Annotated in this window: 12 protein-coding genes; 9 read left to right on the top strand and 3 right to left on the bottom strand. The window is 63.3% G+C overall.

Annotation, left to right across the window (positions count from 1 at the left end):
• Positions 1 to 53: 53 nt before the first annotated feature.
• Complete coding sequence (locus CO670_RS09330; RefSeq protein WP_176538905.1) at positions 54 to 671, bottom strand: MOSC domain-containing protein; 618 nt, start codon at positions 669 to 671, stop codon at positions 54 to 56.
• A 57-nt stretch (positions 672 to 728) separates the two neighbouring features.
• On the opposite strand from CO670_RS09330, the gene recR reads away from it, so the two are divergent.
• Positions 729 to 1,334: a recombination mediator RecR gene (gene recR / locus CO670_RS09325; RefSeq protein WP_097589983.1), complete on the top strand. Its 606-nt coding sequence runs from the start codon at positions 729 to 731 to the stop codon at positions 1,332 to 1,334.
• Positions 1,335 to 1,345: 11 nt separating this feature from the next.
• A complete protein-coding gene (locus CO670_RS09320) occupies positions 1,346 to 2,605 on the top strand; it encodes a lytic murein transglycosylase (protein ID WP_097589982.1) in 1,260 nt (419 codons plus the stop codon).
• Between the two features lie 5 nt (positions 2,606 to 2,610).
• On the opposite strand, the gene CO670_RS09315 is transcribed toward CO670_RS09320, so the two are convergent.
• Complete coding sequence (locus tag CO670_RS09315) at positions 2,611 to 3,066, bottom strand: GNAT family N-acetyltransferase (protein ID WP_097589981.1); 456 nt, start codon at positions 3,064 to 3,066, stop codon at positions 2,611 to 2,613.
• 8 nt (positions 3,067 to 3,074) lie between these two features.
• On the bottom strand, positions 3,075 to 4,706 hold the full coding sequence (locus CO670_RS09310) for an MFS transporter (protein ID WP_097589980.1): 1,632 nt from the start codon (positions 4,704 to 4,706) through the stop codon (positions 3,075 to 3,077).
• 246 nt (positions 4,707 to 4,952) lie between these two features.
• Between CO670_RS09310 and rimP the strand changes: the two genes are divergently transcribed.
• From rimP to CO670_RS09275, 7 genes are all read left to right on the top strand, one after another.
• A complete protein-coding gene (rimP, locus tag CO670_RS09305; protein ID WP_097589979.1) occupies positions 4,953 to 5,558 on the top strand; it encodes a ribosome maturation factor RimP in 606 nt (201 codons plus the stop codon).
• Between the two features lie 59 nt (positions 5,559 to 5,617).
• Positions 5,618 to 7,219, top strand: a complete 1,602-nt coding sequence (gene nusA, locus CO670_RS09300) for a transcription termination factor NusA (RefSeq protein ID WP_097589978.1) — start codon at positions 5,618 to 5,620, stop codon at positions 7,217 to 7,219.
• The gene (locus CO670_RS09295; protein WP_176538904.1) at positions 7,216 to 7,908 is read left to right on the top strand and encodes an RNA-binding protein; all 693 of its coding nucleotides are present in this window, start codon (positions 7,216 to 7,218) and stop codon (positions 7,906 to 7,908) included. Before nusA ends, CO670_RS09295 begins: the two co-directional genes overlap by 4 nt.
• Positions 7,909 to 8,010: 102 nt before the next feature.
• Positions 8,011 to 10,752 (top strand): translation initiation factor IF-2, encoded by a 2,742-nt coding sequence (infB, locus tag CO670_RS09290; RefSeq protein ID WP_097589977.1) that lies wholly within the window; start codon positions 8,011 to 8,013, stop codon positions 10,750 to 10,752.
• A gap of 152 nt (positions 10,753 to 10,904) precedes the next feature.
• Positions 10,905 to 11,309 (top strand): 30S ribosome-binding factor RbfA, encoded by a 405-nt coding sequence (rbfA, locus tag CO670_RS09285; RefSeq protein WP_088676402.1) that lies wholly within the window; start codon positions 10,905 to 10,907, stop codon positions 11,307 to 11,309.
• A gap of 12 nt (positions 11,310 to 11,321) precedes the next feature.
• Positions 11,322 to 12,254 carry a tRNA pseudouridine(55) synthase TruB gene (gene truB / locus CO670_RS09280; protein ID WP_097589976.1) on the top strand — a complete coding sequence of 311 codons (933 nt, stop codon included), beginning with the start codon at positions 11,322 to 11,324 and terminating at the stop codon, positions 12,252 to 12,254.
• A gap of 78 nt (positions 12,255 to 12,332) precedes the next feature.
• The gene (locus tag CO670_RS09275) at positions 12,333 to 13,184 is read left to right on the top strand and encodes an alpha/beta hydrolase (protein ID WP_097589975.1); all 852 of its coding nucleotides are present in this window, start codon (positions 12,333 to 12,335) and stop codon (positions 13,182 to 13,184) included.
• The last annotated feature ends 13 nt before the right edge of the window (positions 13,185 to 13,197 follow it).

The raw sequence follows: 13,197 nt of genomic DNA, 5'->3' as shown, positions 1-13,197 counted from the left end.
TGCTGCGCCGACGCTGTGACAATTGCGTTCGCGATGGACAGGTGAAATTGAGCTTAAGGCTGCGCGTCCAGCATCGCCCGCAGCTTATAGTGAATAGGGGCGGCGAGATATCGAGCCCGGTCCGCCTCTGAAAGCCGTCGCCCAAAAGTTTCCATCAGCTCCGGCATGGTGATTTTCTCGCCGGCAAATGACTGGTGCTGCACCGGCATTCCGGCCTCGGCCACGCCGCCCTGGATGACCCGGCAATAGATGCCGGGGCGGGCGGCTACCGTATAGCGTTTGACGAATTTCGGATCGGCCATCCTGGCGGCGAAGGTGGCGCAGGGCATGCGGCATGCCGTGACTTCGAGAACGAGGTCGCCTGATAAGAAGCGGTCGCCGACGGCAACGTCGCGATTGTCGAGATCCGAGATCACCAGGTTCTCGCCGAAGGTGCCGGGCTCATAAGGCCGGCCGAGCTCCCTCGCCCACCAGTCGAGCGTCAGCGAGCCCTCGATATAGACGGCCTGATCGATGCCGCCATGGTGCTTGCGGTTGCAGATCGCATCGCCGACCAGCCCCTCGGCATCGATCATGACGGCGCCATTGACGGCGTGTTTGAAGATGCCGGTCTTGTAGCTCTTGCCGGGCAGCCGTTCCGCATTGCCTCTGCACAGCGCCAGGATTTTCATGGGACGGCCGATCCTTCCGCGATTCCGTTTTCGTTCCATATCAGTTAAGAACGGCGCATGGCAAAACGAGTCACCGGCCCCGAAATCGAAAAACTCATCCAGCTTCTGGCGAAGGTGCCGGGCCTCGGGCCGCGCTCGGCCCGCCGGGCGGCGCTGCATCTGATCAAGAAGAAAGACCAGCTTCTCGGCCCGCTGTCGAATGCGATGGGCGAGGCCTATGACAAGGTGAAGATCTGCTCGCGCTGCGGCAATGTCGATACCGTCGATCCCTGCACCGTCTGCACCGACGTGCAGCGCGATCAATCCGTGATCATCGTCGTCGAGGACGTCTCCGACCTCTGGGCGCTGGAGCGGGCGGGCGCGATGAACGCCGCCTACCACGTGCTCGGCGGCACGCTGTCGCCGCTCGACGGGATCGGGCCCGATGATCTCAACATTCGCGGGCTGGTCGACCGGATCGGCGAAGGCGGCATCCGGGAATTGATCATCGCGGTCAATGCCACCGTCGAGGGGCAGACGACGGCGCATTACATCACCGATCAGTTGCAGGGGCTGGAGGTGAAGATCACGCGGCTGGCGCACGGCGTGCCTGTCGGCGGCGAGCTCGATTATCTCGACGAGGGCACGCTGGCGGCGGCGCTGCGGGCGCGGACGGTGATATGAGAGGCTTGCATATGTCGCACCGCACCCCACGACGACTGCGGATACTCGCATTCGCCATAACGGCCTCTCTCCTCCCCCTCTCTGCCCACGCAGCCCCATCGAAAGCCGATGTCGAAGCGCAGTTCGAAAGCTGGGTGCAAAAGGACCTCTGGCCGGAAGCCAAGGCGGGCGGCATTTCCGAGAAAACCTTCAAGGCGGCTTTTTCGGGCATCACGCTGAACTGGAACCTGCCGGATCTCGCGCCGCCCGGCTTCCCGCCGCCGAAGGAGCAGAAACAGACGCAGGCTGAGTTTTCCTCGCCCGGTCCCTATTTCAACGAGGACCGGCTGAAAAAGCTTGCCGCAACGGGGCGCGGTTTTGCCGGGCAATATGGTTCGACGCTGAAGCGGATCGAGAAGACCTATGGCGTGCCGGGGTCGATCGTGCTTGCCATCTGGGGCCGGGAGACGGGCTTCGGCGCGGCGAAGATCCCGAATTCGGCGGTCGAGGTGCTGGCGACCAAGGCCTTCATGTCGACCCGCAAGGAAATGTTCCGCAATGAGCTGGTGGCCGCCCTGCATATTCTCGACGGCGGCGACGTGACGCCCGCCGATTTCAAGAGTTCGTGGGCCGGTGCGCTCGGCCAGCCGCAATTCATGCCGACGAGCTATCTGAAATATGCGGTCGATTTCGACGGCGACGGTCACCGCAATATCTGGACCTCGGTGCCGGATACGCTTGCCTCGATCGCCAATTACCTGGTCAAGAAAGGCTGGCAGCGCGATCGTGACTGGGGCTTCGAGGTATCGATCCCGGAGGCGGTCTCCTGCGCGCAAGAGGGTCCAGACCTCGCGAAGCCGCTTTCGAATTGGGCCTCGCTCGGCATCGAGCGCATCTCCGGCAAGGACTTTCCCGCAAACGAGATGAAGGCCGAGGGCATGATGCTGGTGCCGGCCGGCCGCGACGGGCCAGAGTTCATCGTCACGCCGAATTTCTACATCATCAAGGAATACAACAACTCCGATCTCTACGCGCTCTATATCGGCAATCTCGCCGACCGGATCGGCTCCAATGCCGGCGCCTTCCAGGGCCGATGGGGCGATGTCGGCAAGATGCTGCGCTCGGATGTCGCCGCCATGCAGAAGGCGCTGGAACGGCAGGGCTATGACGTCGGCGGTTCCGACGGCCTGCCGGGCTACAAGACGCGGCGCTCGATCGGCCAGTGGCAGGCGAAAAACGGCATGACGCCGACCTGCTTTCCCGAGGCTACGATGAAAGGCAAGCTGAAGTAGCGGCTTCAGAGACTGCGCTTCAGCCCTTCATGGCTCGCGACGAAGCCGAGCTTCTCGTAGAAGCGGATCGAATCCGCCCGCGTCTTGTCCGATGTCAGCTGCACGAGGCCGCAGCCGCGCTCGGCGCATCGGGCGATCGCCCATTCGATGAACTGAGAGCCGAGGCCGGAGCCGCGAAGGTCCCGCGCGATACGCACGCTCTCGATCTGCCCGCGCCACATGCCCGCTCGCGAAAGGCCGGGAATGAAACTCAGTTGCAGGCAGCCGACAATCTGAGCATCCGCATCGCTTGCCACGGCGAGCATCTGGTTCGCATCCGCCTCGATCGCAGCGAAAGCCGAGACATAGCGCGCATCGATCGGATCCGAGACGGCCTCCCTGGCGCTGCCGAGATCGTCGTCGGCCAGAAGCCGGACGATGGCGGCAAGATCGGATTGGCGGGCGAGCCTGAAATCATACATGGCTGTTCTCAATGATGCAGGTCGACCGGCGCCTTATGGAAGACGTCGTCGCCGGGCGGAATGGCCTGACGCTCGATCATGCGATGAACATGGGGCGGGCCTTCGCCGCGATGGAGCGCGTGTAGCCTGTCGATGTTTTCGGCATCGGCCTGCGTGCGCCGCTGGTTGTGTCTGATGTATTCGACCCAGGTCGGCGTATGGTAGCTCTCGGTCCAGAGTCCGGGATTTTCCAGATCGCGCATCAGCGCCCAGTGCCGGGCGCCATCGCGGATGCGGATGCGCCGCCGCTCTCCCATCAGCGCCATGAATTCCGCAAGGTCGTCGTCGGCGATCTCGTAATCGACCTGGATGACGATCGGGCCGCTGCGCGGCGTGATGTCGAGACTCAAGGCCGGCGCGGTGAAGCGGTTCAGCGGATCGAGGTTGAGCGAGGCGAAGGCGGGCATCGAAAAACGCAGGCCGATCGCAATGCCGAGCAGCATGACAACCGATGACATCAGCAGCGCATTAGCGACGCCGTAGCGGTCGGCGGCCACACCCCAGAGCCAGCTGCCGCCGGCAATACCGCCGAAGGTGACGGTCTGATAGAGCGACAACGCGCGGCCCACCACCCAGCGCGGCGTCGAAAGCTGCACGATGGTGTTGAAGAGCGAAAGCGCGGAGACCCAGCAGGCGCCGGAGATGAGCAGGCCGGCGGACGTCAGGACGGCGCTCGGGCTGAAGGCGGCGATGACGGCGCTCAGCGCAAAACCGGTAAAGGCCAGCCGGATGATGATCTCGCTCGACAGCATCTGGCGAAGCCTCGCATTCAGCACCGCGCCGCCGATCGCGCCGACGCCGAAGGCGCCGAGCATGAAGCCGTAGGTCAGCGGGCCGCCGGCGACGAGATCGAGGGCGACGATCGGCAGCAGCGCCAGGATCGAACTCGCGCCGATGCCGAAGATGAGACCCCGGACCAGAACCTTTTCGAGATTGGGCGACATGGAGACATAACGCAGGCCGGCGAAGATGGCGCTGCCGAGCGCCTCCCGAGGCAGGGTGGAGACCGGCGTGCTCGGCCGCCAGCGCGACAGCGCGTAGATCAATGGCAGGTAACTCAGCGTGTTCACCGCAAAGGCCGCGGCGGCACCGGCCGCCGCCACGATGGCGCCGCCGATCGCCGGGCCGACGCTGCGGGTGATATTGAAGCCCATGCTGTTCAGCGTGACGGCGCCCGGAAGATCGGCGCGCGGCACCATATCGCCGACCGAGGCCTGCCAGGAGGGATTGTTGAGCGCCGTGCCGCAGCCGATCAGGAAGGTGAAGAAGAGCAGCAGCCAAGGCGTGATCCAGCCGAGAAGCGCACAGGCCGTCAGCAGGCCCGAGACTGCGAGCATCATGCACTGCGCCGTCAGCATGACGCGGCGGCGGTCGTAGTTGTCGGCGAGCGCGCCCGATATCAGCGAAAACAGCATGATCGGCAGCGCGGTGGAGGTCTGCACCAGCGCGACCATATCCTCCGAAGCGGTGATCGTCGTCATCATCCAGGCGGCACCCACCGCCTGGATCAGGCCGCCGAAATTGGAGGAAAGGCTCGCAAACCATATGGCGCGATAGGTATCGTGCCGCAAAGGCGCCAATGTCGACGAAGTATACGCCACGATTTCTCCCGCTTTTGCCAGTGCCCCCGAACCGGCAATATATGCGCAAGACCGGCGCTGGCCATAGGCGCGTTCACCTTGCCGGAGGCAAATTGGTGGAATCGGCCGCAGACCTTGCAATTTCGTAAAAACCCGACTATATCCCTCTCAAATTCTTGATCGCTTGATGAAGAGTGGGCCGCAAGGACCCGCTCTTTTTTATTAGCTCGATCGCCTGAACAGCAGAAATTGCGAGGAGCGCACCGCTTGTCGGACATGACGAACGCAGACAACGAACTTGAGCCGCGGCTGATTACCGAAACCGGGCTTGACCAGCGTCTTGCCGATATCATCGAACCCGTTCTGATCGGGATAGGCTTCCGGCTGGTCCGCGTGCGCATGCTGAACCAGAACGGCGCGACGATGCAGGTCATGGCCGAACGCAACGACGGCACGATGACGGTCGAGGACTGCGAAGAAGTCTCGATGGCGATTTCTCCGGTGCTCGATGTGGAAGATCCGATCGATAAAGAGTATCATCTCGAAGTGTCTTCGCCCGGCATCGACCGTCCGATGGTGCGGAAATCCGATTTCGTTCGCTGGCAAGGTCACCTGGTGAAATGCGAGACGTCGATCATGATCGGCAACCGCAAGCGCTTCCGCGGCAAGATCGTCGAAGCCGACGCAGATGGTTTCACGCTCGAGCGTGACCAGGTTGCCTACGGAGAAGAGCTGAACGTCACCATTCCTTTCACGGCGCTCAGCGATGCGAAACTCATTCTGACCGACGATCTGATCCGCGATGCGCTGCGCGCCGACAAGCTGGCGAAAGCGCAGGCCGCCAATCAGAACGAAGCGGACGAGCAGGAATAACCGATCAACAGACCGCTCCAGGGACGGGAACCCGGGAGTAAAGACGGAGAAACAAGACAATGGCAGTCAGTGCGAACCGGCTCGAACTTCTGCAGATCGCAGATGCAGTGGCGCGCGAAAAGGTCATCGACCGCGAGATCGTGCTTGCCGCAATGGCCGATGCCATTCAGAAGGCGGCACGCTCGCGTTACGGCACCGAATCCAACATCCGGGCCGACATCAATCCGAAGACCGGCGAAATCCGGCTGCAGCGCCTGCTCGAAGTCGTCGACAAGGCCGAGGATTATTCGACTCAGATCCCGCTGGAACTCGCCCGCGACCGCAATCCCGACGCCGCACTCGGCGATTTCATCGCCGATCCGCTGCCGCCGATGGATTTTGGCCGCATCGCCGCACAGTCCGCCAAGCAGGTGATCGTGCAGAAGGTGCGTGAAGCCGAGCGCGACCGCCAGTTCGACGAATTCAAGGATCGCGTCGGCGAAATCGTCAACGGTACCGTCAAGCGCGTCGAATATGGCAATGTCATCGTCGATCTCGGCCGCGGCGAAGGCATCATCCGCCGTGACGAAATGATCCCGCGCGAGAACGTGCGCTATGGTGATCGCGTCCGCGCCTATGTCTACGACGTCCGCCGCGAGCAGCGCGGTCCGCAGATCTTCCTGTCGCGCACGCATCCGCAGTTCATGGTGAAGCTCTTCACCATGGAAGTGCCCGAAATCTACGACGGCATCATCCAGGTGAAGTCGGTCGCCCGCGATCCGGGCTCGCGCGCCAAGATCGCCGTGATCTCGAACGACTCATCGATCGATCCGGTCGGCGCCTGCGTCGGTATGCGCGGTTCGCGCGTCCAGGCCGTCGTCGGCGAGCTTCAGGGCGAGAAGATCGACATCATTCCCTGGAGCCAGGATCCCGCGACCTTCGTCGTCAACGCCCTGCAGCCGGCCGAAGTCGCCAAGGTCGTTCTCGACGAGGATGCCGAGCGCATCGAAGTCGTCGTTCCCGACGAGCAGCTGTCGCTTGCGATCGGCCGCCGTGGCCAGAACGTCCGCCTCGCCTCGCAGCTGACCGGCTGGGACATCGACATCATGACGGAAGCCGAGGAATCGGAACGCCGTCAGAAGGAATTCAACGAGCGCACCAACCTCTTCATGGACTCGCTCGACGTCGACGAAATGGTCGGCCAGGTTCTGGCCTCGGAAGGCTTTGCCGCCGTCGAGGAACTCGCTTATGTCGATCTCGACGAAATCTCCTCGATCGACGGTTTCGACGAGGATACGGCTCAGGAAATCCAGACCCGCGCCCGCGAATTTCTCGAAAAGCTCGAAGCCGAGATGGACGAGAAGCGCAAGGCGCTCGGCGTTCAGGACGAGCTGCGCGGGATCGACGGCATGACCGCCCAGATGATGGTGGCGCTCGGCGAAGACGGCATCAAGACGATCGAGGACTTCGCGGGTTGCGCCGCCGATGATCTCGTCGGCTGGACGGAGCGCAAGAACGGCGAAACGAAGAAATTCGAAGGCCTGTTCTCGAAGTTCGACGTCTCGCGCGTCGAAGCCGAACAGATGATCATCCAGGCCCGCCTTGCAGCCGGCTGGATCACCGAAGAGGACCTGGCGAAAGGGACCGAAGAAGAGGTCACCGAAGCCGAACAGGAAGCATGATGACCGCGCATGAGCCGGACGCTCTCCCTGAGGAGGACGATCTTGCAGGTTATGACGTGAACGGACGCATGTGCATCGTGACGCGTGAAAGCGGATCGCCGGATGAGCTGATCCGCTTCGTCGCGGCTCCCGACGGAACCGTCGTCGCCGACCTGAAGCGCGAGCTTCCGGGACGCGGATGCTGGGTGAAAGCCGACCGGTCGCTGGTCGACAAAGCCGTGGCGAAGAAGCTCTTCGCCCGCGCGCTAAAGAGCGATGCGAAGGCAGCAGACGATCTCGGCGCGAACGTCGACCGGCTGCTGGCGGCGCAATTGATGCAGATGATGAACATGGCGCGCAAAGCCGGCCAGTTCGTCAGCGGCTCCTCGAAAGTGGATGCCGCGGTGAGAAGCGGAGCAGCCCTTGCGGTGTTCCATGCGACTGATGCAGCGGACGACGGCGTCCGGAAGATCGACCAGGCCCGCAAGGCCTGGCACCTCGGAATGGAGACCGAGGAGGAGATACCTTCCTTCCGTCTCTTCTCGGAGAGCGAAATGGAAGGCCTGATGGGCCAGAATGCTTTTATCCATGCCGCAGTGCTTGCAGGGCAGGCGGGTGAGGGTGTAGTGAAGCGCGCAAAGATGCTCGAACAGTACCGTATTGGCGGTCAGTCCCGGGCAGCGGGCGGCGCTGGCCGGCAAAAGCAATGAGAAGGTCACCGGCATCGGCCGGTCCTATTCTCATTGATCGACAGTATTTGAACGACAGGGTCTGATCTAGTCATCGCTCCCTGTCCGAAGGAACGGGAACGAATGACCGATAGTAATGACGACAAGACACTCAGCGTAACGGGCAAGAAGACGCTTACCCTGAAACCATCGGGGATGAGCCAGGGTACCGTTCGCCAGGATATGGGTCGCGGTCGCACCAAGGCGGTCGTCGTCGAGACCCGCAAGCGGCGTCCGATGCGCCCGGAAGACGAAAAGCCGATTACGCCCGCCGCCCCCGTGGCCCCGGTCCGCGCCGCCGAACCGGCACCCGCGCCGGCGCAGGCACGTCCGCAGCAGCCGACGCCGGCGCCGCGGGTCCACCAGCCGGGCAGCAGCCAGACCAGCCAGCGTCCGCAGCAGTCCTATCAGCAGCCGCGCTCGAACGATCGTCCGCGCCCTGTCGTGCTGAACCACCTGTCGCCGGAAGAGATGGACGCCCGTCGCCGGGCGCTCGCCGAATCCCAGGCGCGTGACGCCCAGGATGCGATCCGCCGCGCCGAGGAAGAAAAGCGCCGCGCCGCCGAAGAGGCTATCCGCAAGGCGGCCGAGGCCGAGGAAGCCGCCCGCAGGGCCGCCGAAGAGGCCGCCCGGCAGGCTGAGGCTCCTGCCGTCGCCGAACCGGCGGCGCCGGCTCCCGTTGCGGCTGAAGCCCCTGCGAGCACGCCGCGGCCGGCATCATCGGCCCCAACTGCCCGCCGGCCCGACGGCGCAGCACCTGCCGCCGCCCGTCCGGCCCCCGGCGCCGCGGCGCCGGCAGGCGTCCGCGGCCGTCGCAATGACGACGGCGACGATGATCGCGGCGCCGCACGCGGCGGCCCGGCTCGTGGCCGTGTCGTCCGTCCGGAACCCGCAAAGCCGGTTACGACGCGTCCGAAAACGGACGAAGAGCGCCGCCGCGGCAAGCTGACGATCACCACCGCCGACGTCGACGGTGAGGACGCCGGCCGCAGCCGTTCGCTTTCGGCGATGCGCCGCCGGCAGGAGAAGTTCCGCCGCAGCCAGATGCAGGAAACCCGCGAGAAGATCTCCCGCGAAGTGGTTCTGCCTGAGACCATCACCATTCAGGAACTGTCGCAGCGCATGTCCGAACGCGCCGTCGACGTCATCAAGTACCTGATGAAGGAAGGCCAGATGATGAAGCCGGGCGACGTCATCGACGCCGACCTTGCCGAACTCATCGCCGGCGAATTCGGCCATACGGTCAAGCGCGTGTCTGAATCCGACGTCGAACTCGGCATCTTCAATGTGTCCGACGAAGAGGGCGAACTGGTTTCGCGCCCGCCCGTCGTCACCATCATGGGCCACGTCGATCACGGCAAGACCTCGCTGCTCGACGCCATCCGCCATGCCAACGTGGTCGCCGGCGAAGCCGGTGGCATTACGCAGCATATCGGCGCCTATCAGGTGGAGCAGAACGGTCAGAAGATCACCTTCATCGACACCCCCGGCCACGCAGCCTTCACGGCGATGCGCGCCCGCGGCGCCCAGGCGACCGACATTGCGATCCTCGTGGTCGCGGCCGACGACAGCGTGATGCCGCAGACGATCGAATCGATCAACCACGCCAAGGCGGCCGGCGTTCCGATCATCGTGGCGATCAACAAGATCGACAAGCACGAGGCGGATGCGCAGAAGGTTCGCAACCAGCTGCTGCAGCACGAAGTCTTCGTGGAATCCATGGGCGGTGAAGTGCTCGACGTCGAGGTTTCTGCCAAGACAGGCAAGAACATCGACAAGCTGCTCGAGGCGATCCTGCTGCAGGCGGAAATCCTCGACCTGAAGGCCAATCCGAACCGGACGGCAGAGGGCACGGTCATCGAAGCCCAGCTCGACCGCGGCCGCGGCTCGGTCGCGACCGTGCTCGTCCAGAAGGGCACGCTGCGTCCCGGCCAGATCATCGTCGCCGGCGACGTCTGGGGCCGCGTGCGCGCCCTCGTTACCGACAAGGGCGACCATGTGAAGGAAGCAGGTCCCGCGACGCCGGTCGAGGTTCTCGGTCTTTCCGGAACGCCGCAGGCCGGCGACAAGTTCGCCGTCGTCGAAAGCGAAAGCCGCGCCCGCGAAATCTCGGAATACCGTCAGCGCCTTGCCCGCGACAAGGCGGCTGCCCGCCAGTCGGGACAGCGCGGCTCGCTGGAACAGATGATGACGCAGATGCAGAGCACCGGCATCAAGGAGTTCCCGCTCGTCATCAAGGGCGACGTGCAGGGCTCGATCGAAGCCATTGCCGGCGCGCTGGAAAAGCTCGGCACCGACGAGGTTCGTGCCCGCATCGTCCATTCGGGCGCGGGCGGCATCACCGAGACGGATATTTCGCTCGCCGAAGCCTCGAACGCGGCCATCATCGGCTTCAACGTTCGCGCCAATGCGCAGGCACGCCAGTTCGCCGAGCGCCAGGGCCTCGATATCCGCTACTACAACATCATCTACGACCTCGTGGATGACGTGAAGGCAGCGATGTCCGGCCTCCTGTCTCCGGAACGCCGCGAAACCTTCATCGGCAATGCCGAGATCCTGGAAGTGTTCAACATCACCAAGGTCGGCAAGGTCGCCGGTTGCCGCGTCGTCGAAGGCAAGGTCGAGCGTGGAGCGGGCGTCCGCCTCATCCGCAACGACGTCGTCGTTCACGAAGGCAAGCTCAAGACGCTCAAGCGCTTCAAGGACGAAGTCTCCGAAGTGCCGATGGGCCAGGAATGCGGCATGGCCTTCGAAAACTACGAGGACATGCGCGTCGGCGACGTCATCGAGTGCTTCCGCGTCGAACATATCACGCGCACGCTCTGATCCACGGCGTCACAGCAGCTTTGCAAAAAGCCATCCGCTACCTGGCGGATGGCTTTTGCGCCTGCCGCGCTTGACCTTTTCGGCCAAAAGAGTCATGGACGCTCTCCTTTGACGGGTTCGATTCCCAGCCGCATCGGCAAATAGAGATAACAATGACCAGACCAACTTCTTCCGCGCCTTCGCAGCGCATGCTGCGCGTTGGCGAACAGGTCCGCGCCGCGATCACCCAGGTGCTGCAGCGCGGCGAAGTGCGCGACGACGTCATCGAGGCGACCGTGATTTCGATTTCGGAAGTGCGCATGTCGCCCGACCTGAAGATCGCCACGGCCTATGTGACGCCGCTCGGCGTTTCCGACCACAGCATCGTCATTGAGGCATTGAACCGCCACGCGAAGTTCATCCGCGGCCGGCTCGGGCCGCAGCTTCGGCAGATGAAATACATGCCGGAGGTGCGCTTCCGCGACGATACCAGCTTCGATAATTACAAGAAGATCGACGAGCTCTTGCGTTCGCCCGAGGTGAGCCGCGACCTCGACGGCGACAACGACGAAAAATAATAGAAGAGACTGATGTCCAAACCACGCAAACCCAAGGGCCGGCCGATTTCCGGCTGGCTGATCCTCGACAAGCCGGTGGATTTCGGCTCGACGGAAGCCGTTTCCAAGATCAAGTGGCTCTACAAGGCCCAGAAAGCCGGCCATGCCGGCACGCTCGATCCGCTCGCCTCCGGCATGCTGCCGATCGCACTCGGCGATGCGACGAAGACCGTCCCCTATGTAATGGACGGCCGCAAGATCTATGAATTCACGGTAAGCTGGGGCGAGGAGCGCGCCACGGACGATCTCGAAGGCGAGGTCACGCAAAGCTCGGACAAGCGGCCCAGCGAACAGCAGATCCGCGATATCCTGCCTGGCTATATCGGCACCATCAGCCAGGTGCCGCCGCAGTTTTCGGCCATCAAGATAGCAGGCGAACGCGCCTATGACCTGGCGCGCGAGGGCGAAGCCGTCGAAATTCCGTCACGCGAAGTCGAAATCTTCCGCCTGACGCTGCTTGCCTGTCCCGATGCCAATACGGCACATTTCGAAGTGGAATGCGGCAAGGGCACGTATGTGCGCGCACTCGCCCGCGATTTCGGCCGGGAGCTCGGCTGCTACGGCCATATATCGGGGCTCAGGCGCACTTTCGTGGCACCCTTCGCGGAAAGCGCCATGGTGCCGCTCGCAGACCTCGTGGCGCTCGAAGCAATCGAGGACATGGACGAACGGCTCGCCGCCCTCGACGCGCTGCTGATCGACACATGCGAGGCACTTTCGGCGCTTCCCCATCTCGTCATCAACGACGACCAGGCTCATCGGCTGAAGATGGGCAATCCGATCCTCGTGCGCGGCCGCGATGCGCCGATTGCCGAAAGCGAAGCCTACGCGACGGCCCGCGGCAGACTGATCGCGATCGGCGAGATCGGCCAGGGCGAATTTCGCCCAAAGCGAGTTTTCGCCTAAGTCTGCACAGCTGACGATTGTCATGCCGCGGCGATGCGATATGTTCCTTTCGGGCCATGCCGGCCCGAGGGGAAAATCATGCGCGCAATCGCAGCTGGAATTCTGACGTTCTTTTCGCTGTTCCTGACCGTTGCCGGCGCCCGATCCGCCGAGCGCTGGGCCGAGCTTCCGGCCTTTCCCGCGATGCCGGCGCCGAAGACGAGCGGCATGGCCGATGTGAACGACATCAAGATGTATTACGCCGAATATGGCGAGGGCGAGCCGCTCCTCTTCATCCATGGCGGTCTTGGAAATACCGATGTCTGGGGCAACCAGATCGCCGAGTTCGCGAGGGACCACCTAGTCATCGTCGCCGACAGCCGCGGTCACGGCCGCTCGACGCGCAGCCAGCAGCCTTTCGGCTATGATCTGATGACCTCGGATTATGTGGCCCTTCTCGACTATCTGAAGATCGACAAGGTGACGCTTGTGGGATGGTCGGACGGCGGCATCATCGGCATCGACATGGCGATGAAACACCCGGAAAAGCTGACCCGCGTCATTGCCCAGGCGGCCAATGTGACGACAGATGGCGTCAAGCCTGACGTCATGAGCAACAAGACTTTCAACGACTATATCAACGTAGCTGGCGAGCAATACCGGAAGCTGTCGCCGACGCCCAACGAATACGAGGCCTTCGTCAACCAGATTTCGCAGATGTGGGCGACGCAGCCCCACTGGACGGCAGCGGAACTTGGGAAGATCGCGGTGCCGGTCACGCTTGCCATCGGCGATCATGACGAGGCCGTCAAGCTCGAGCATACGGAGATGATGGCAAAAGACATTCCGGGTGCCAAGCTGGTCATCCTTGAAGACGCCAGCCATTTCGCCATGCTGCAGGATCCCAAGGGCTACGATGCGATGATCCGGGACGCCATGGCCGGTCGCTGAAGGCCGCTGCGGG

Source organism: Rhizobium sp. J15 (genome assembly GCF_002531825.1).
Lineage (GTDB): Bacteria > Pseudomonadota > Alphaproteobacteria > Rhizobiales > Rhizobiaceae > Rhizobium.
This window is presented reverse-complemented; position numbering and strand designations above follow the sequence as displayed.